Raw genomic sequence first — 21080 nt, 5'->3', positions numbered from 1 at the left:
ATGGGCAGTAGAATTTTATTTCCTTTTATTGCTCTAGCGTTTCTCATACTATTTGTCGTAGGGTGCGGTGTACCTGCAATCACTCCAACTGTAGCAGATACCTGTACATCTGTCCTGACAACCTCAATGCTAACTGCGACATCTACTTCTACCGAGACCGTTGAGCCCACGTCGTCGCACAATAAAATGCTCTTGCTGTATGACGATGATGGCAGTCGCGATGGGATGGCAGCGCTTCTTTATTTGTTAAGTCATCCAGATATATCCATTCAGGCTATAACCATCTCATATGGTGAGGCGAACCCCGAATTATACATACAGCACGTAGGGTGTGTGCTGGATAAGCTTGGTATTCGTGATATTCCACTTGGCGCCGGACAAGCCACCCCTTTGGCAGCAGGTACTCCTTTCCCCGATTGGTTACGTCAATTAAGCGATAATTTCTGGGATTATCCGTTACCGCATGCTGACAAGACCTATCCGTTTCAGAATGCCCCTGAATTGATGGTCTCTATGATTAATCAAGCTCCAGACCCCGTAACTATTTTTGTGAGCGGACCTTTTACTAATCTTGCGCAAGCTTTACAGCTTGACCCGACTATTAAGGGTAATATTTCAGCGGTTTACTTCATGGGTGGCGCGGTGGACGTCCCCGGCAACATTACGGGCCTGATACGCGAATCTAAAAATCAAGTTGCAGAATGGAATATGATAGCCGACCCACAAGCCGTAAAAGAAGTATTCGAGTCTGGCTTGGAATTATTTATGGTACCCCTTGACGCCACAAACAAAGTGGTGTTTAGCCATGAAGATATCCTTCCATGGCGCAAAGGTGATGATAAAGCCAATATGATTGTAGATCTCTACGACATAATGTTCAATACTTGGGGTCTTAAGACAGCTGAGATTTTCGATCTAACAGCCGCAGTCATTATGCTTCAATCTGAATCGTGTAACTTTCAGCCAGTAAATCTTGAAGTAATCATGGACAATGGACCTACCTTAGGACAGACCAAAGTTGTTCCAAATGTCGAGCCAAACATTCACGTCTGCTTGGAACCTCATGTTGATCTCGTCAAACAGGACCTGTATGATACGTTTTCGCGATAAGAAAAGCTGCCCAACACGGTGTACACCCGACAAGCGGAATTCAGCGCGATTAAAAGAAATTTAGCTGACTTCGGTTTTATACACCTTTCATGCTAAGTCCAAGTCTCGCCCACTTGCGGGTGACGTCACCTGATAGATGGATCCTTTCTCATCTGCCGTGTGGACCGAGACGTATAGACGGGTATATATTTAGAATAAAGTTGGGTTTCGAACGAACAATCTTCCTTCTCAACCCAACCTACAGCTGTGAATTCGGGCTCCTCAAGGAGTCGAGCGAAATTCAAAATCATCAAGCAGTAACGTGCTGATCAGGAATGAATTTGTCTCAACGCGGATCGTGATATTTACGGATTGTCCACTATACGCCCGTAAATCATATGCTTTTCGATGCCATTCAGGAGTATTTCCCAAACAAAGTGGATAATTATCAATCAACGTGTCCTTGACGTAAATTTTATATACATCATTTCCACAAATTGTTTCTTTGGAATCGATAATACGCCAAAATGACAAGTATGGATGATCAGGAGGAACCACAACCGTTTGATCAATCGAGTCAGCAGCATTATTCGAGCCGCCCAACTGCGCATACCAGCTGCCACTATGGGCGATATCGCTATTTTTGAGGATGAGTATGTGACTCTGATAGGAATATTCATGCCAGGTAACGCGCCCTTGTTCAAAGCCTCCATTTGGAAGTGCTTCAGGATTTGGATCTGGGGTTGGGGTTGGCGTAGATGTTGGTGTAGGTGATGGATTGGACACAATGGGCATATAGATCGTATTGGCGGCTGCCAGGCGTACTCCAACTGCCAGTATGACCAGGAATACAACCACAAGGAAGGACAAGGTAATTTTCTTCATTTTTTTCTCCTTCTGTTACCCATCGAACAGTTTATCGTCATAATCAATTACTTTATTATTTTATTGTACATCGATAATTGGAAAAGGAACCATACACTTATTGTGAAAACTCGAAGGACAAAAGCCCAACTCGTTTGCTGTGACAGCAATGCGACACCGGGCGGCATGTGTGAATACCCAGAATATTGAACACGTACTGCTGGGTCCCACAAGGTGGGTCTACCGGACCGGTGAAATCGAGGAAACCCATGATGGCAGAAATGTACAAAGCTTTTTCATTCCTAGAGAGTCGCCAAATTAATACTTATATCAAATTAACAGGCATAAGTTTCGACCTATAATACATTAAGATGGATAGGGAAAATATCGATCGTTCTCCGGATGGAGGGCGCTTTTTGTTTTTAGAAATGATTTGGGGGTTTTCGACCTTACCCATATCTACAATTTATTGACTTTTCGTAGAAGGCATATACAATATATTCAGCTATTGTATTTTTGAGGTGGGTTGTTCTATTCGTTTTTTCAAGCTGATTAATAGAAAAAACTGTATACAGGTTGTAAAATCAATCTATTCAAAAATTCTACAGTCAAATCTGTGTTCTACTGCTTAAGAACATGTCAGATACATCTGCTGTGTACACAGTGAAAAGATGGCCAGAGCAAAATACGCACCCAAAAGACGATTGTTGCGACAGAGTGCTAAAAGCCTTCACGGGATATGAGCTTTTCGAAGTTGATAATATCACATCATCTTCAGAAACTGGAGAATATCGGGGTAAATGTTTTCCATCGTATCAACCAAATGATGCTAGGCAAAGTGAATGAAGAAATGATTTGGGATGTCAAAACCATATCGGCGGAAAAACTTCTAAAAAAGGAGAACACCTGATGAGCGTAAAGAAAGAATATCTCTCGCCATGCGGTATGTATTGCAGCGTGTGTGCAGTTAGATCCGCAGATCTTTATAATGACCAAAATCTTAAAGGACTACTAGCCTCTGTCTTTGGCACTTCGCCTGAGAATGTGGTTTGTGATGGATGCAGGTCGGAAAATACTTTTCAATTCGCCAAGACTTGTTCTATCAGAGCATGTGCGGAGGAAAAAAGTTTGGAAGGATGCTACCAGTGTGATGATTTTCCATGTAACAATATAAATAGTTTTCCCTTTGAAATTTCAAGAAATGCAATGTTAGAAGCTATACCTCGATGGAAGGAATTAGGTACTGAACGTTGGGTAAAAGAAGTTGAAGACCGCTATGCCTGCTCTAATTGCGGAGCACTGTTACATCGCTTTGCCAGTCAATGCCCCAATTGCCAGGCTCCAAAGAAATAATTCACCTTATTTTTTAAGCCCGCTCAACGATCATCGAGGTGCTTAATAACCTAGCAAGCCACGTAGTTATCAGGAGTAAAGGAGAATTTTGAACAGGTTTGTGGGATAGCTCCTTTTTTTAAACCCACGGCGTTTGTGCAGATATAATTACTAGAAATTCGATCAATAAGGTATTCGAATATAAGTTCCAACCTGTGTTACAATAGCCAATAGCTATATTTATTATTTCGCAACCCTGAAGCGAACCGCTCGGGGTTGCTTTTTTTTAATCTATGAATGGAGGATGTGAAATGGCTAATCGAGATATATCAGAAAAAGAATTGAAGCTCACCGCAGCTGTCTATGCGACCAACCAGTGGGTGGTTGATACAGTACGTGAAACCGGGAAGCTTCCGGAAACCATCCCCACAGGCGGACTGCATATCGCCGCCAATGTGATCATCCGCAAGCGAGGCGAGGACATCACGCTCAGCGAGGATGAGCAGGTGGTTTTCGAAGCCATCCTGCGCGAGGGCCGCCTGCCAGGTGGAAGCGTAGTGTTGGTCTCAGAATTTATGAAGCGGAATAACCTTGCTAAAGATACATAATCCAATCCGGGGTTTCCGAGGTCATTCACATTGTTTCCTGGGTGTTGAAGTACCAATCTGAGAGAGAGCTGCTATATCCCCAGAGAATCCTCATCTGGCTGGACGGTTCAGGTATCGCTCTAACGAGCTAACCTGGGATAATGCCAGTTTATGGATTTTTGACGGGAATTATGCCCAATACCAGAGATGGTATACCAATCACCAGGAATGGAACAACCGCAGCGATCATCCCGCTATTAAGAAGATTCCACCTATTGTAGAGGATGGTCAGGAACAATTAGAAAGTATTATGTAATTACACCTATACTTCAATACTTTGCTAAGGTCCGTTTTACCAATTTAGTTCCGGTGGGTGTTGGAGGACGGATAGCTCGATAAAGCAGGATGCTCGCGCTGCAATTGGTCACTGCTGCTCATATCCATTGAATGCTATGAGGAATAGAGAAAAATCTTATTGACTCTGTTGTCTAATTTTGTTATAAATATCTTAGGGACGTAATTATTTCGAGTATAGATAAAAAAGTTTTATCAACACCTGCATCAATATATAGAGCAATCACCGCTAGATATTGGGCAAAAAGTCATTTTATCTGAACTCGAACTTAACAATGTTCATTTTGCACGATAAGCAGCTCCAATCCTGTCTCATGCGTGCAAAGGAGGTGATGTCAGGGGACTTGACACCTACGCCCAGTAGCCATCTATCCATGGTGGTAGATCACTTTATTATGCAGATAGTTTTGTGCAGATGGTGATCTAAAGCTCATCTGGTAACTGGCAGGAAGATGAGGCCACAACACCTGTAAGACCTACCTATGTGTATGGAGAATGTACAATGCGAACAAAATTATATCTCGCAGTATTGCTCGCAGCAGCCACTATCCTGGCGATCGCAGCTGTGGCATCAGCTCAGGGATCCCTGACGCCTCAGGAAGAACTTGGGGAAAATTTGTTCTTCGATGTAAACCTCTCCTTAAACAATAATCAGTCCTGTGCCACCTGCCATAGTCCATCTGTGGGCTGGACCGGCCCTGATAGTGCCATCAATGCCGCTGGAGCGGTCTACGAAGGTTCAATCCCGGGTGCTTTTGGCGACCGAAAGCCACCGTCAGCTGCGTACGCCGGCGATAGCCCAATCTTGGATTTTGATGGAGAGATGTGGGTGGGCGGTATGTTCTGGGATGGCCGCGCAACCGGCTGGACCCTGGGAGACCCGCTGGCTGAACAGGCGAAAGGACCCTTCCTGAACCCGAAGGAGCAGGCTATCCCCGATGCAGCGACCTTGGTTGCCAAAGTGCTGGCATCGGACTATGCAGATGATTTCATTGAATTATGCCCCGACCCTGACATTCTTGAGCGATATAACTGTATTGGTCGTGCCATCGCAGCGTACGAGCGATCCGGCGAGGTCAGCATGTTCACCTCCAAGTATGACTACTGGTTGAAAGGGAGGGCCAGGTTCACCGGTCAGGAGATATGGGGTATGACGCTATTCCGCGGTAAGGCGCAGTGTGCTGCCTGCCATGTTGAACCACTCTTCACAGACTTCACCTACGATAACCTGGGCGTACCGAAGAATCCATTGAACCCGGCCACGATAGCTGATCCGACCTTTGCGGACCCAGGTCTGGGTGGCTTCCTCATGCATAGTGGCTTCCCAGAGGATGTCTACGGAGTAGAATGGGGCAAGCACAAGGTTCCAACCCTGCGAAATGTTGACTTGAGGCCATTCAATAGCTTCACCAAAGCTTATTCGCACAATGGATACTTCAAGTCATTGGAGGAGATCGTTCACTTCTATAACACCAGGGACGTTCCCGGCGCAGGCTGGCCGGCCCCAGAAGTGTCTGCCAATGTCAACACCACCGAAATGGGTAATCTTGGGTTGAATCATGGTGAGGAACTCGCCATCGTGGCATTCTTGAAGACCCTCTCGGATGGCTTTGTTCCCAAAAAATAATCCGAACTCGCGAAGAAACTGCTAACAAGAATGGGGTGGGCAACCTTGCCTGCCCCGTTTTGATTTGATCATCGAGGTTTCAGTGTCTCTTTCTAGTAACAGCTGCGTCCCCCCTTTTTTAGATCGCGCTATACTTAGCTAGGAGACAAAACCAGTAATCTTATTATTTTAATAATTATGGAGGGAATAATGGATGTAGAGGTAGAAAAGAAACACTCAGAATATGGGATCGCTTCTTTGGCTATCACTATCATTGTGATAATACTCTGGATTGCTGGATTGAATATTGCAGGTTTAACCAATTACTTCAGTGGATATCTATTTGTGTTTTTATTTCTTGGTGTACCAGTTGCAGCGCTCATCCTGGGTATTGTGGGTTTGATCCAGAAAAAAAGAAAAAAAATATTTCCAATTTTAGGAATAGTATTTTCCATTTTGGAGTTATTCGCTGTTGGATCCCTCTTTGTATTAATAATGCTATATAGCCAGTGAGAAGTCAACACAAGATAGACAACGCAAGTTACTTGCCCAAGCTTAAGTATTTACAATATTATTCACTTCCGACTGGCGAGTTGATTGAGTCAAGGCCATTCCACCACGGTGGCCCCCCTTCACAAATCATGCGATACTAAAATGGCGACTCCAGAAGCATATTGTTTGATCTGGATGAAAGGAGGACAAAATAGTAGTAGAAGCAAAAAAGAAACACTCAGAATTAGGGATCGCATCGATTAGCATCGTAATTTTCGACATATTATTATGGATTTTCATATTTTCCGATTGGTATTCTGAAATACCAAGTTTGATCATCCCTACCTTTGTGTCAACAATGGTATTGCCAACCGCAGCGTTTATATTAGGATTATATGGACTTTTGCAGATTGACCGAAAAAAACATTTCCAATTTTAGGGACTGTATTATCTATTTTCGAATTTCTTTTTTCAGTTTTCATGTTTTCTCTGGTAACCTGGTAATCGATTCTTCAAGAATCTTGCTAATGGTGCATTGAGAAATGCATACTCAATAAAATAGAGGCCATGTTAGGGGTATTTTTTGCAGGCAAGCTTGCTGCGTTATAGCACTCCACATTTCAAGGTTATTTCTCAGGCAAATCACATTCTGTTCAGCGGCCAGGTACGGGCCATCACACCGGCAGTAAATTGAGCAGGTGCACGCAGAAGGATGGCATAATCATGAAGGTACAGTTTGAAGAATTGTTCCCCTGGGAATTCGCCCAGGCCATTGCTAACGCTCCAATCTGCTACCTGCCACTCGGAGTCCTTGAATGGCATGGCGAGCAAAATGCGGTTGGGTTGGATGCTATTAAAGCTCACGCAATCTGCATTGCTGCAGCACAGCTTTCAGGCGGCATTGTTGCACCGCCATTCTATTGGTCCTGCGACACGCGTGAGGATTTAGAAGACGGCACCTATCTCATAGGTGGGATTGAAGATGGCGAGCGATACCACGTACCAGGCAGCATGTTCTGGATTCGCCCCGAAACTTTTCATAATTTGCTTCTGGATATTTATGAAGCTATACGACGACGTGGTTTCAAAGTCATCGTGGTTGTCAGCGGTCACTGGTCAAAAGAAAGCAATCTACCACTTATTCAAGCCAGCGGAGAGGATTTCCTTGCTCGATATCCGAGTATGAAATGGATTCTGCTCACAGACCAGGAACTGGTACCAGATTTAAATTACCCGGAGGAGCACGCTGCAGGAGGCGAGACATCACTGCTGATGGCTATCCGACCAGACCTGGTTGATCTGGGTAAAACCCTCGAAACAGATGGCAGCTTGAGATCATTCTATGCTGAAGAGCCCAGGCACCTGCAACGACGCCGAGTAACGAAACACAAGTACATTGGCATCTTTACCGCTGTGTCTGACGGATCCAACGATCCAGAAGTAACGGCGAGTGCTGCAAGAGGCCAGCTACTTAGGGAGACCATCTCAATTCGGATTGCGGAGCGAGCTAAAGCCTTGCTGGCCGAGGTACTTACAGACTCATGATCGAGGTTCAGTGATCCGTATGGTATCCGAACCTAAGCTTGTAAAAACGAAGATGTTCCGCTTCGATGTTTTTAGGGTAACTTATTCCTACTAAGAATTGAATCATAAAGTGATCGACGGCATAATCGATGCTGCCAGGTCGATGTTGATGGTTTATTTACACAATGTATTAATGTAAAGCCAGAATTTATCGGCAGGCACGCGATTCTGCCAGCCATTTGGATCATATTTCCAAATAGTCGATTCCTCTAAACTTTGATAACCGATAGCCTGCGCATTACTGGTCAATCCGAAAGTACCCGCCCTTGTCTGCAGGAGCATATCGTAAGGACCAGCGCAAATCACCCTCGCTTCAGATATGGTGAATGGCCAGTCCTCCCCAAATTGTGCTGCTGAGACATAACCGGACTGATATCGCCAGAAGGGATGCCAATAGGAGAACAAAATATAGAGGCTAATTGCGACGATAACACCAATAATTATAAGAATATTGGTTCTTCTTCTTTTTTTATTCATGGTATCCCTCGTCGTCCCTAAGAGGGATATCAGGTCTATCTTCTCTTCTTCTGCATCAGGTGTCGCCATAAAGCCCTTCCACGTTGCTAATTATTATGAATTGGATAAATGTTCATCAGTAGTATACAACAAACAACCTTTTTATATTCAACCAGGATAAGTGATCAGGTTACGTTTCATATCTCGGCAACCCTGGATGTTAAGCCTGGCATTTTATCGAGGCAGGCTTTTTTTATGGGTTGAAATGAGGTGAACAGGAACTGCGAAATCACTTGCGTTTTTTATCTTTTTGGTAATAATTAGAATATCGAGACCATTCGCATCGGAGGAGATATGGAAACCCAATCATCAGGAACTGCCGCAATCTTAATTGTAATATTTTTAACAGTGTTGTTTATTGCAATCGGTGTGATTCTGATCTTCGTACATCGCCTTAATAAAAGAAAAGCCGAAGAGAGCACGCGGTGGCTGGCAACAACTGGCGCGATCAAGGAATCCAGGGTTAAGCAGGGTTCAAGTATGCTCATGAGCTCTGACGAAGATGGTGAGAGCACCCCAGTCTATACCCCGGAAATTAGCTATACCTACCAGGTAGCGGGGGTGGAGTACGCTTCAAAGCGGATTTCATTCGGTGGAACAAAGTCTTATTCGAAGCCAGAGAATGCAGAGAAAGACGTTGCGCTTTATCCGGTAGGTAAAGAGATGACTGTTTATTACGACCCCAAAAACCCTAAAGAAGCTGTACTGGATAGGACAGCAAAAATATCCAACATGATACTCATCATGGGAATCATGTTCATCATCATTGGGGTGGTAACGGTCGTTGTGGGAGCATTGTTACTGCTCTGAGCCACCTCTGTTTGACCAAGGTTAATCAGGTTATTTCCCATCCAGTAAAAGTTGTTTCTAATTTCGGAACAAAATCTATCTGAAATGATGTAGCAGTCCAGTTGAAAAGGATGGGTATGGTTATTCAGGGCTCAACACAACCTTTTGCCAGGAGGAGTGTCATATGAAAAGGTTATTATGCATTTGTGCCTGCATATTTGCCATCTCGCTCAGTGCCTGCAGCTCCAAGGCTCTGCCAACCCAGGATACGTTACCATCTACCCTCGTTTCCATCCCTGCTTCAGATACACCCATACCATATTCAACCCTTGAACCACCCGCCGCGACACCAATACCCCAGCCAGCTCCAGGAATAGCATATTACTATTTTGTCCAGCTCGGAGAGGAGACTCCGCCAGCCGGCAGTGTGGAAATTCTGCCTGATGAATTGATCTTAGCGCCAACTCTTGCTCCAGTGGAAAGCAGCCCTGATCCCGCTAGTAACATCGAGGCAGCCTTAGGAAAAATGCTACTTGATTCACGAAACGCATGGGACAGTACTGACATAGATGTCACCAGCGTCACTTTCAATGATGGGGCAGTCGAAGTAGCATTGGATGGTGAATATTTTGCTGTTGGGGGTATCGTGCAGATTGCAGCACGCGACCAGATATTAATGACCATTTTCAGCGAGAGTACGGTGCAAACAGCCAAGGTAATGTTCAACGGTAAGAATATTGCCAATCTGGGAAGCAGCAGCTCTAGGAACGCCGCACCAGAAGATTATACCTATACCCGGGAAGAAATCGAATCGTATATGTCCGATTATGCCTATCAGGAACCATAAGCAATTTACCCGTTTTTTGTTCCATAGCTGAAATCAAGTAATTCACCCTATCGCCTCAACGTATGGAGCTTCCCAGCGGTTGCTGAGAAGCTCTCATTGCTGTACCCGGTGAACCCAGGTATCGGTTTTCATGCCTGCTCCCCGAGGAAGTTTACGTTATAATTGCACATCTCTCATTATTGAGATAAATTTTACCTAATTACTCGAAGAAAGGCGGGTGTAACATGTTAAATCTTAACTCGATCATGATCGGTACCAAACGGCTGCAGACGATGGCAGGGTTTTACGAGAAGGTGCTGGGGAAGTCGGCAGATTATATCGACGAGAAGAATGGCTTTTACGGCTAGCAGGTGGGCAGTAGTTACCTCAGCCTGCTGGATCACTCGGAAATGCGTGGGCCTACCAAAGACCCAGGGCGGGTGATGCTCAATTTTGAGACCAGCCAGGTCAAAGAAGAGTTCGAACGGATCAAGGCATTGGGAGGCATGGTGATCCGCGATCCCTACCAGATGGATGGAGGCTGGATCGCCACCCTGGCTGACCCGGATGGCAATTACTTCCAGCTCGTAACCCCGATGGAAATGTGAGACCTTATCGGGCTCACCAGCGCATACTCAGCCAGCAGGCCTGCCCAGCTCATCGCCAGTAAGCTTGACAGGTGCGGTTTACGGCTCCTTTAGTTCTGATGTATAAAGCACCCTCTCTTCGTTGAGGGTGTTTTATCATACGCCGAATAATGGCTTGAATAATTCTGTATCAACCGAATATACCTTCCCTCAAACTAGGAGTGTCTGACATGAAAAAACAGCACTTGCTGATCATCTTCTTTGCGATCCTTTTCCTGTTCCTAATCCAATCCAGTGGTGTATTGGTCGAATCGATCTATATCCTGGATTTGATGAACTCCAGCCTGGATGCCAAGGTGCTGGGGGTGCTGTTTTTCTTCGTACCGCTGTTGGGACTACCATTCTACAAGAAATTTAGCCGCCCGTTGTTATGGGTTCTGTTCGGCTTGCTGTTCGTCTGCCGCGGGGCGATGCCTTATCTGAACACCTCCAACCGGATGATCGTTGCAGGGATCGCCAGCGCAGCGTCCTTCAGCCTGTTGTTCCTGCTCATCACTAGCCTGCCAATGGCGGCGCGAAAAGCATCGGCAGGTCTGGCAATGGCTGTAGGTGTATCGGTGCTGCTACGCACGGCTGGTCATGGGATAGACTACACACTGACAATATATGGCAGCTGGGTGGGCTGGCTGCTGGGTATATTGTTCGCAGTATGCCTGCTCCTGGCTGGTAGCCACCGCAGGTTATCCTACCCGAGCTATGGAGGCAAACCCACGCTGTCAATACTGGGTATCTACCTGGTCATCACCCTGGTGTACTTCTCAGTCTCTGCCCCGGCAGTGATCGCTCGCTGGACGGAGGGGAATTACACGTTGATCGTGGCGCTGGTGTGCCTGCTGGCACTGGCGTGGGCTGGGATCTCGGTCAACCGGCCAGCCTTGATCGAGCACATCACCTCCGGGATACTCATCGCCTGGAACCTGCTGTTCACCCTTAGCCTGACCCTGACCCTGCTGGCGCAGCGGGTCGCCTTTCCTGCGACAATAGACTCACCGGCGGTGGTAGTTGGAGCCCCAACTGCCGGGCAGCAAATCCCGCTGGCCTTCATGCTCATCCTCTTCCCAGTGCTATTCCTTGACCTGGAAGTCATCATTCAAAAGATGCAAACGTCTACTGAGAAACCGCGCAGCCTGGCACTGGGGATATTCCTGGGAAGCCTGACGTTGATCGTGCTGATCTTTATCAATATCTTCACGAATGTTTGGGGATACATTGAGCCAGTCAGCCCGCCTTTCCGCAACACCTACTGGCTGTCTTTCTTCTTGTTATCGGGGGGTCTCACTCTTATCGCCTGGCGGCTGTCGCGGGGTAAGACTACGACTAAAAATGAGCCGGTGAGCGGGTATTCCTGGATCTGGTCAGCCGTGCTCACGCTGATCTTCGTTGGCACGCTCGTGTTCGCTCTTCCAACGATGCACGTCCAGGCAGATGCCGCTGGGAAAACCACGCTGAGAGTGATGACCTTCAACACGCAGCAATCTAACGATGATAACGGTGAAAAATCTTATGCCGCGCAACTGGCACTCATCCGCCGAGTTAACCCCGATATTCTTGCCCTGCAAGAGACCGACTCGACACGCATCTCGCTCAACAATAATGATTACGTACGTTATTTCGCTGACAACCTGGGTTACTACTCGTATTACGGCCCTAAGACCGTGTCGGGTACCTATGGGACTGCTATCCTATCGAAGTACCCGCTCGAGAATACACGTACGGCATTCATGTATAGCGACAAGGACGAAACGGGTGTAGCCGAAACGGAAGTACAAGTGGGAGGCAAGACCTTCACGATCTACGATGTGCATCCCGATAGCTCAGACGAGGCGATGGTGGCCTTTGCCCACACGTTGATCGAGCGTTCAAAGGACAAGCCTTATATGATCGCCATGGGTGACTTTAATTTACGGGACTATGAAGAAGCCTACCAGATCATCGATGAAGTGTATACCAATGCCTGGACAAGTGTATTTCCCACGGAGATCAGCACGGACGGGGTGGACATGTCGGGTGAGAATCGCATCGATCACATCTTCCTCTCACCAAACTTGACCGCAATCGATCCAACCTATATCCTGCCGCCTGAATCAGCCACAGACCATCCGGTCCACTGGACCGATATCACCTGGAACACACCATAGCTGCATAATTGCCCAAGCAGAGAACACACTTTCCGAGCATCGATCAGGAGGAAGTATGAAAATAAGAGTCTGCTTGGCAGGCGCCACCGGATGGGCTGGGTCGACCCTTGCCGGGGCGATCGCGCAATGTGATGACATCCAGCTGGTATCGGCAGTGTCGCGCACCTACGCGGGTCGGAATCTGAGTGAGGTGCTCTCCGAGCCAGCACTGGATTGCCCTTCCTTCACAACTGCTGAGCAGGCTGTCGGGCAGACCTGCGATGAATTTTTCGAGTACACAAAACCGACCATTGCGAAAGCCAGCTGCCTGGCGGCATTGAACGCAGGGGCGAATGTGGTGATCGGGACTTTTGGATTAACCGAAGCAGATTATGCTGAGTTATCAGCAGCAGCCGAGCGTCAAAACCTGGCAGTGCTGGCGGTGGGGAATTTCGCCATCACTGCAGCCTGATGATGAAGTTTGCAGAAATTTCAGTCAGGTACATCCCGAATTGGGAGATCATCGATTATGCCCATGATGATAAACGCGATGCACCCAGTGGAACGGCACGTTAGCTGGCCTCGCGGCTGGGCAATATCAGGCCATCCGACCTCAGTGTACCCCTGGAAGACACCCAGGGGCTAAAAGACGCACGCGGGGCGCGCCTGAACGGCTCTCAGGTGCATTCCATTCGGTTGCCAGGCTACAACATTTCAGCAGAGGTCATCTTCGGTATGCCCGACCAGAGGATCGCGTTACGCCATGATTCAGGTAGTAGCGCCTTACCCTATGTGGCAGGCGCGCTGATGGCGATCCGTAAGGTGAGCAGCTTGAAAGGTTTGCAGCGTGAGCTCGATAGCATTCTTGACCTTTCTTGAACAGACGGGCAGGTTTGACAAAATTGAGATTTTATTTATACTAATAAGATAAATTTTATCTTTTTTTGCTTGTTGGGGGTGACCTGCCTGGCAAAGTATAAGTTTGGTTTCCCCAGCTCTTAAAATTAGAATAGAACAAATCAATGGGGTAATCTAAATGAATACAAACGATGTCATCCAATCGATCATTACACTATTTTCGGAAGCTTATGCTGGACCGCCTGACCCCAAGTCTACCTGGTTCATTGATAATGAGCCTGACTCGGGTATCTTGGGGCTCATCGCGAATGTTTCAGCGCTTGAGGCTTCCATCTCCACCCATCGAAACGACCCAGGGACGACCATTGCAGCCCATGTGGAGCATCTGCGATGGAGCCTGGCCAATGCCAACCGTGCTTTACAAGGTGAGGAATACCGGGGCAGCTGGAAGGAAAGCTGGAATACGCTCCAAGCGGATGAGACCAGGTGGGAGCAATTGAAAAGCGAACTACGGGGAGAATACGAGACGCTGGTAGAAAACTTAAGGAAACAATCCGAACTAAACGGCGATTATCTTACCGGAGTCATGGCACTGATCCCCCATGCGGCTTATCACCTGGGGACTATCCGCCAGCAGATCGAACGGGTGCGAGAATACATCATGAAGACGGTCTAAGGCACCTTCCAGGTTGGTTTACGAGGTAAGTTTGCCGCGCACACATGGTTAGCATGCTTCTTCTCACATCAATCAGGCTCAAAAACCAACGGCAAGTTCCGATCGAAGCCATTGTCATATTGTTTTTTTTACAGGGACGCGCAGTAAAATTACATGGATCAGCATAATAATTCTTGACCAATAATCGATCAAGTGAACAATGAAAACCCTCCGACGCATCTGTTTTGACCACCTCAAAATGCTGTGTGACACGATCTGTGACCGGAGTGTGAGCAGTGATGGCAACCGGCGTGCCACCAGTTATTTTGCAGAAAATTTGAAGTCCTATCGATGGGATGTAGAAATCCAGGAATTTGAAGCCATGGACTGGGTCGATGGTGGAGCTTGCCTGAGATGCGCCGGCGAAGTGTTCCAGGTTAACGTCAGCCCCTACTCGTTAGGCTGTGATGCTGAAGGTCCACTGGTGAGCATATCCAGCATTGCTGAGCTGGAAGAAGAGAATATTACCGGCAAACTGCTGATCATGCATGGAGAGATTGCCACAGAACAGCTGATGCCCAAGAGCTTTGTATTCTACAACCCGGAAGATCACCAGCATATCATTTCACTGCTTGAGATCAAAAAGCCCATGGTCATTATCTGCGCCACCGGCAGAAATGCATCCATGGCGGGTGGAGTATATCCCTTCCCGCTCATCGAAGATGGTGATTTTGACATCCCATCGGTATATATGACAGAGGAGGAGGGGCAACGACTGATACCCTATTTGGGCCTTACTGCGTCTCTAAAGAGTATTTCCGAAAGGGTTCCAGGCAAAGGCTGCAACGTGATCGCCCGCAAGGGCCACCTTTCCAGAGGGCGCCTGATAGTGACAGCCCACATCGATGCAAAAAAGGGCACACCGGGGGCAATAGACAATGCCACTGGCGTAGTGACCCTACTGCTCCTGGCAGAGCGATTGAAGGGTTATGACGGACCAAATCTGGTTGAGCTGGTGGCACTGAATGGGGAAGATTATTACGCCGTCCCGGGTCAGATGCGCTATATTCGCGATTTCCAGGGTAGGTTTACTGAGATCCTGCTCAATATCAATATTGATGGAGCGGGTTACAAGGAAGGCAGGTCTGCATTCTCGTTTTATGGCTTACCAGTGGAAGTCGAACAGAGACTCATGGGCATCATCAGCCAATTCGACGGTCTGACGGTAGGTCAACCCTGGGTGCAAAGTGACCACAGCATGTTCATACAGAATGGGTGCCCGGCAGTGGCGATATCGTCGGAGTGGTTCACTGACCACATCGATTCCCAGCAGATCACCCATACCCCACAAGATTCGATGGAGATTGTCGATCCAGCAAAATTGGTGGAAATCAGCCAGGCATTGGACCTGTTTATCAGAGGCTTATAACCATCTCCATTTCGGACGAACAAGCTTGCGTCCTTTCCACGACAGCCTTCCCCGGAAGCTGAACACCAGGGAGCGGATCGCGGCGACTTCATTCGCAAGCATCGTCAATGGGTAAATCAGCCCAAGGGAGGGTTGAAATCCCAACTCGACGTAAGAGATCTCCCAAATTAACAGGGATAAACCGATACACACCACTAGCTCAACGTATGAGGCAGCCGGGGCGAAGCTGAATGCCTTTGCGCACAGCACCAGTAATGGCTCCAGGAATAACATTCCCAGCCAGAGATAGACGAAAATGAAGACGCCCAGTCGATAGTCAAATATCGCAAATAGATTCTTGGAAAACCCATCGAAGGCCTGCCGGCTTCCCTGGTACATACGGCACGACACCAGATCGGTAAGTTTCATAACCCGCCAGCGTCGACCGGCCTGTTTGATACGTTTTGCCAGGGCCATGTCCTCGACGACCTGATCTCCTAAAGCTGCATGACCACCAATTGCCTGATAAGCACTGCGTTGAAAGAGCATCATCTGTCCAACTGCACTGGAAAGGGCGGACAGACGCAGGCGATATGCCAGCCACAAGGGAATGAAACACAGCACAGCCCACAGGAAAAATGGGACAAGCAGCTTCTCCCCCCAGCTACCCACCACCTGGCGCGGGTAGCCAGTGATCAAGGCTGCCTGCTCACCTTGTTGCGCGGCGACGATCCGACGCAGTGCAGTGGGTAGGAAAACTGTATCGGCATCGGTGAAGAGTAGCAAATCACCGGCAGCGCTCAGGGCAAGCTGATGGCAGGCCCAATTCTTTCCCACAAAACCATGCGGAGGCTCGCTGCCAGTGATTATCTTCAGGCTGGGGAACGAAATGGCAAGCTCCGTAAGGATGATCGGAGTGGCATCATTGGACTGATCGTCAAGCACGATCACTTCAAAGCAGGGATAATCTTGCCCCATGAGGGATTGGACACACTTTGCGATGGTAGCTTCTTCGTTACGAGCTGGCACAAGGATTGAAACAAGCGGGAAGCTGGGTGGTTGAGAGTAATGCCTGGGGCCGCGCAGTAGAATGAGATTACTGACTACGATCACCAAGACTACAGCTTGAAAAAAGATGAAACCCAGGATCAGGCCATGGGTAAGGTAGCTGCTCATACCCGCTTACTTCCGGCGGTTCAGGCGCCTGGTGATCCAGGCACGTAGCACCGGCCTGTGTCGTAAATCGGAGCGGTGGGTAAAGACCAGGATGAGCGTCTCAGCAACCCAAACAGACAACAGAAATGGCTCAGGCATCCAGACCAGGAGAGAGATGAGTATGCCTGCCAGGCCCAACATCACCGACCAGCCTGGGGGGCTCACGAAGGCGATCCCGATCAGCGTTCCAATCACACCCACCACGGAGGCTTTCCAGAGGGTCAGACCAATCCAGACACCCAGCGAGGCGGCAATTGCTTTACCGCCATGAAACCTCAGGAATGGGCTGAAAACATGCCCGAGGACCGGTGCTATGGCGATCAGGAACATGGGAAGCCCGCGTATGCTCAAATTGTAATAGCACCACCCGACCGGTGCAGCAGCTTTGGCTACGTCGAGTAATAATGCTAAGGCACCTACGGCTTTATTCCCGGCTCGAAACACATTGGCAGAACCAGGATTACCATCACCATACTGGCGTACATCGGCATGCAGGAAGAGCTTCCCCAGCCAGACAGAAAAAGGCAGGCTTCCGCACAGAAATGCGATAAGGATCCACAAGATCCAGGTCAGGTATTCATGCATGGTATGCCCACCAATTTCCAGGTGTATTCATTTCAAGTACGCAAATAATCGTCTATCGCACAAGCCACTCGACGGCCGGATGCGGCTGCTTCCACCACACTGACAATGTCCAAAAAATATTCCTGGCCAACGAATACCTTCGACTGGTCTTTTATCTGGTACGTCTGCGGGTCAACCGAGCTCAACCAGTCGCGACCCAACCAGGATTCATAGAGGCTTGAATTTGGGGCAAGATTTGCTTCCGGCAGGTAAACAGCCTGGAAATCCTCCAGCAGCTGGTTCAGATCCAGGTTTTGCCCAAACTGCCTGCCACCCTCAAAGGCAACTCCGCTAGAAAGGATGGTCTGCACTTCACAGCGGACTGCTTCCTGGAGCAAGGGGTCTATCCCAGACTGAACCCACAAAGCCCCTCCAGCCTGAGATTCGGAGGCAAATAGCTTAACCTGGTGGCCAGCCATGTTGAGGTAATAAGCGCAGCTCAATGCGGAAGGTCCACCACCGATCACCGCTATCTGCTGCCCAGAAGAGCCCGCACGCATGCGCAGCCATCCTGCCTGACCTGCCTCAGCACACACCCAGTGCTGCAGCTCAGCGATGCGCACAGGAAGGTCAGTAAAATCACGCCGGTAGCAATCTTTCTGGCAGGTGCGATTAGGGGTGCAAAGCAGCCCACACACCTCTCCGAAAGGATTCTGCTCACGAATCACCCGAGCAGCACCAGCATAATTCCTGGCTTCCATACGGCGCATGAAGCTCGGAATATCGATGCCTGCCGGGCAGCCTTGCACGCATTTTGGATCCTGGCAGCCCTGGCAATCAGCAGCAGCCAGGAAGGCATTTTCAGCAGTGATGATATCCGTCGGCTTGTAGGCTGGCCTGCGATAAGGCAGGTCAACCAGGTTGACATACTGGCGGTTGAATTTATGCGGCTCATACTCCAGCAGATGAAGCTCACGCAGGATGACATTGGCTGCGCCGATGCCTGAGACGGTGGTGGCAGGAGCTCCGGTGCCCATGGTAGTCGAATCACCGCAGAAATAGAGGTGTTGCCACTCACTGCGGGCGTGCAGGCGTTTGAGCATCTCCTGCCCAATCTGGTTTTTAGGTCCTCCAACCGCACCGCCGTTTTTCAATAAGTAGCGTTCAATGGATGTAGGAGTGCCTATGATGAGGGTGCGAATTTGCTGGCGAAAACCAGGCAGATGCTGCTCTATCTGGTCAATCATCCGATCGGCTTCGCGCTGCTTTTGAGCTTCATATTCAGGAGAATGGTAGCCAGGTTCGTCGGCGTGCGGCCACGCGCACATATTCGGGGCAATGGCCATAACCACCAGGTGATCGGGTGGGCACAGCGTCCTATCAACCAGCGAGTTGATATATAAGGTCAGGTCGGACGAATCGATCACCTTGCGATTCTCGATAAAAATTTCCCACGGATAACATCCTTCAGGAAAGCCCTGGCGGTCCACAACCATGTAAAGGGTCATGCTTGGATAGGTGGGGATCAAACCCTGCACCCACTTAAGCCGCTTTGGCTGGATGTGCTCCGGCTTCACCAGCTTGCCATAAACGTTCCAAACCGTGGCATTGGCGATGACGCGCTCGGCGAGAATCTCAACCCCATCGCTGAGGCGAACGCCATAAGCTTGACCATCTTTGATAAGGATTTCATCCACCATCTGGCGATAGAGCGTCTGACCGCCAAAACGCTCGAAGGCTTTCTCGATGGTGTTGGGGAGCATCTGCGCACCGCCAGCAGGGAAATAAACCCCACCAATATGGTTATCTATGAACATCGTTGCTGCCAGTACTGCAGGGGTTTCCGCTGCGGTGGTATAGGCATAGGCAGAACAGAGCTTGTCAAAAAAATCGATCACCTCTGGGGTATGGAAGAATTTTCTAAGCAAGTCCAGGGTGCTTATGGAGAGGAGCCTCTGCATTTTTACGATGACCAGGGGATCACTCATCAGCTGGCGCAGTGCCTGCCGGGGCGATAGCTCAGACGGAGGTGAGACAATCTCGTTCTTGACCACGATATTCTCATACATCCTGGTGAGTTCTTGATAGAACGCTCGCAAGCCATCCTTTTCCTGCGGGTATAAACGAAACAGTTCCTGCAGGAAACGCTCAATGTCTGGCCAGAACACAATCTCCTGCCCTTCAAAGGTCATGCGGGCCAGGGTCTCATGGGCCACCACGTCGATGGGTGCTTCCAGCTCGTTGATCAGGAACCGAAACGGGCGGAAACCTTTTTCACCAAAGCCATACAACATGGCAGTGCCCACGTCAAAGACATGGTCTTCTCGTTTAAAGGACGTGCATGATCCACCGGGTTTGTCCTGCTGGTCGATGAGCAGCACCGATAAACCCCGTTTTGCTAACAGGCCGGCCGCCGATAGCCCGCCCAAGCCCGCTCCCACCACGATCACGTCGTATTGATCCCGCAAGATTGAATAACGAATAAGTTTCATGTGATTAATCTCATCACTTAAAAAATATCCTTCCTGTTTCCTGAGGTTTTACGAAACTCAGCAAAGAATATCAAGTGTAACTTCGACCAAGGCCCCGCAAAGTTGTATCACCAATGTTAAGGACCCGGATTGATCGGAAATAAATTGTAACAACACAAAGAAGTAGCTGAAACGCGATGATTGCCCGATTAATTAAATATTGTTATTATACCGAACAATAATTCATTGAAATGAATTCTTGAAAAAGATCGAACACAGGGCATAACTAGAATATGACCACTAGGAGCGGAATATCTTCCCGAAAAAACGCCGTTTGTGGAGCAGAGTCCACTGCTTTTGGTCACACTGATTTTTTGCAAACCCTGTGAATCGGGTTCCTGGCCTGTGGCATAATAGGGTAGTGGTTCGAAGGACCATACATAAGCCAATGGCTCTCACCATCGTTAACGTCGGGTACCTGTCCACCAACTACTGGGTAATCAGCGCGGGGAATTCCCGCATACTGGTAGACCTGGGCTACCCTGGCACGATGGGGACGATGTGTAAAAGGCTCCACCAAATGGACATTCCCCGCAAAGAGATCTGCTATGCCCTGGCTACTCACTATCACATCGACCATGCCGGGCTGGCCCAAGAGCTCAAGCTGGCAGGGGTGGCGTTGATTGTCATCGACATCCAAGTGCCTCATATCCCGCTGATGAAGCAGTTCACCAAATCCCAAGACCATTATGTAGATATCGCGTCGGATGGAAATGTGATCATTTCGACCACGGAGAGCCGTGACTTACTGGCCAGGGCTGGTATTCCAGGCGAGATCCTGCACACCCCAGGGCACTCCGATGATAGCGTGTCCTTACTGCTGGACGATGGCTCGGCCTTTACCGGCGACCTGACACCGGAGGAGCTCGCCTGGGGAGAAGCAGAAAATTTGGTGAAGACCAGCTGGCAGCATTTGAGGGAAAAAGGCGCCAGCCACATATACCCAGGGCATGGCAATATCCGACCCATACTTTACTCCTTGGCGTAAACCCCTATTTTCTACGGGCACAAATTTACACTTTTCTCCATAAATTCAACTCAACATG

At 48.6% G+C, this 21080-nt stretch carries 18 protein-coding genes and 1 pseudogene; 14 read left to right on the top strand and 5 right to left on the bottom strand.

Annotated elements, in window-relative coordinates:
• Entirely contained in the window at positions 1-1110 is a 1110-nt protein-coding gene (locus C3F13_01260) for a hypothetical protein (GenBank protein PWB56728.1), read from the top strand.
• Between the two features lie 261 nt (positions 1111-1371).
• Here C3F13_01260 and C3F13_01255 read toward each other — a convergent pair whose 3' ends face one another.
• The gene (locus tag C3F13_01255) at positions 1372-1974 is read right to left on the bottom strand and encodes a hypothetical protein (protein PWB56727.1); all 603 of its coding nucleotides are present in this window, start codon (positions 1972-1974) and stop codon (positions 1372-1374) included.
• A gap of 888 nt (positions 1975-2862) precedes the next feature.
• On the opposite strand from C3F13_01255, the gene C3F13_01250 reads away from it, so the two are divergent.
• The 5 genes from C3F13_01250 (at position 2863) to C3F13_01230 (ending at position 7869) form a co-directional block, all read left to right on the top strand.
• The gene (locus tag C3F13_01250) at positions 2863-3306 is read left to right on the top strand and encodes a hypothetical protein (protein PWB56726.1); all 444 of its coding nucleotides are present in this window, start codon (positions 2863-2865) and stop codon (positions 3304-3306) included.
• A gap of 290 nt (positions 3307-3596) precedes the next feature.
• Positions 3597-3893: a hypothetical protein gene (locus C3F13_01245; protein ID PWB56725.1), complete on the top strand. Its 297-nt coding sequence runs from the start codon at positions 3597-3599 to the stop codon at positions 3891-3893.
• 835 nt (positions 3894-4728) lie between these two features.
• A complete protein-coding gene (locus C3F13_01240) occupies positions 4729-5853 on the top strand; it encodes a cytochrome C (protein ID PWB56724.1) in 1125 nt (374 codons plus the stop codon).
• A gap of 189 nt (positions 5854-6042) precedes the next feature.
• The gene (locus C3F13_01235; protein ID PWB56723.1) at positions 6043-6345 is read left to right on the top strand and encodes a hypothetical protein; all 303 of its coding nucleotides are present in this window, start codon (positions 6043-6045) and stop codon (positions 6343-6345) included.
• Between the two features lie 702 nt (positions 6346-7047).
• Positions 7048-7869, top strand: coding sequence for a hypothetical protein (locus tag C3F13_01230; protein PWB56722.1), 822 nt, complete (start codon positions 7048-7050; stop codon positions 7867-7869).
• 153 nt (positions 7870-8022) lie between these two features.
• On the opposite strand, the gene C3F13_01225 is transcribed toward C3F13_01230, so the two are convergent.
• A complete protein-coding gene (locus tag C3F13_01225; GenBank protein PWB56721.1) occupies positions 8023-8454 on the bottom strand; it encodes a hypothetical protein in 432 nt (143 codons plus the stop codon).
• 264 nt (positions 8455-8718) lie between these two features.
• On the opposite strand from C3F13_01225, the gene C3F13_01220 reads away from it, so the two are divergent.
• The 7 genes and pseudogenes from C3F13_01220 (at position 8719) to C3F13_01190 (ending at position 15745) form a co-directional block, all read left to right on the top strand.
• Positions 8719-9234, top strand: coding sequence for a hypothetical protein (locus C3F13_01220; protein PWB56720.1), 516 nt, complete (start codon positions 8719-8721; stop codon positions 9232-9234).
• 163 nt (positions 9235-9397) lie between these two features.
• Entirely contained in the window at positions 9398-10060 is a 663-nt protein-coding gene (locus tag C3F13_01215; GenBank protein ID PWB56719.1) for a hypothetical protein, read from the top strand.
• Positions 10061-10449: 389 nt separating this feature from the next.
• On the top strand, positions 10450-10647 hold the full coding sequence (locus tag C3F13_01210) for a hypothetical protein (GenBank protein PWB56718.1): 198 nt from the start codon (positions 10450-10452) through the stop codon (positions 10645-10647).
• A 209-nt stretch (positions 10648-10856) separates the two neighbouring features.
• Positions 10857-12824, top strand: coding sequence for a hypothetical protein (locus C3F13_01205; protein PWB56717.1), 1968 nt, complete (start codon positions 10857-10859; stop codon positions 12822-12824).
• Positions 12825-12879: 55 nt separating this feature from the next.
• A pseudogene (gene dapB / locus C3F13_01200) lies at positions 12880-13682 on the top strand (4-hydroxy-tetrahydrodipicolinate reductase).
• A 157-nt stretch (positions 13683-13839) separates the two neighbouring features.
• Positions 13840-14337 (top strand): hypothetical protein, encoded by a 498-nt coding sequence (locus C3F13_01195; GenBank protein ID PWB56716.1) that lies wholly within the window; start codon positions 13840-13842, stop codon positions 14335-14337.
• Between the two features lie 199 nt (positions 14338-14536).
• On the top strand, positions 14537-15745 hold the full coding sequence (locus tag C3F13_01190) for a Zn-dependent exopeptidase M28 (GenBank protein PWB56715.1): 1209 nt from the start codon (positions 14537-14539) through the stop codon (positions 15743-15745).
• Here the strand turns inward: C3F13_01190 and C3F13_01185 are convergent.
• From C3F13_01185 to C3F13_01175, 3 genes are read right to left on the bottom strand one after another with little or no spacing between them, the layout of a single operon-like run.
• A complete protein-coding gene (locus C3F13_01185; GenBank protein PWB56714.1) occupies positions 15740-16900 on the bottom strand; it encodes a glycosyl transferase family 2 in 1161 nt (386 codons plus the stop codon). The genes C3F13_01190 and C3F13_01185 overlap by 6 nt on opposite strands.
• Before the next feature lie 6 nt (positions 16901-16906).
• On the bottom strand, positions 16907-17524 hold the full coding sequence (locus C3F13_01180; protein ID PWB56713.1) for a hypothetical protein: 618 nt from the start codon (positions 17522-17524) through the stop codon (positions 16907-16909).
• A 32-nt stretch (positions 17525-17556) separates the two neighbouring features.
• The gene (locus C3F13_01175) at positions 17557-19995 is read right to left on the bottom strand and encodes an FAD-dependent oxidoreductase (protein PWB56712.1); all 2439 of its coding nucleotides are present in this window, start codon (positions 19993-19995) and stop codon (positions 17557-17559) included.
• 427 nt (positions 19996-20422) lie between these two features.
• On the opposite strand from C3F13_01175, the gene C3F13_01170 reads away from it, so the two are divergent.
• Positions 20423-21022, top strand: a complete 600-nt coding sequence (locus C3F13_01170) for an MBL fold metallo-hydrolase (protein PWB56711.1) — start codon at positions 20423-20425, stop codon at positions 21020-21022.
• Positions 21023-21080: the final 58 nt, after the last annotated feature.

The organism is Anaerolineales bacterium, from assembly GCA_003105035.1.
In the GTDB taxonomy this organism is placed as follows: domain Bacteria; phylum Chloroflexota; class Anaerolineae; order Anaerolineales; family UBA4823; genus FEB-25.
This window is presented reverse-complemented; position numbering and strand designations above follow the sequence as displayed.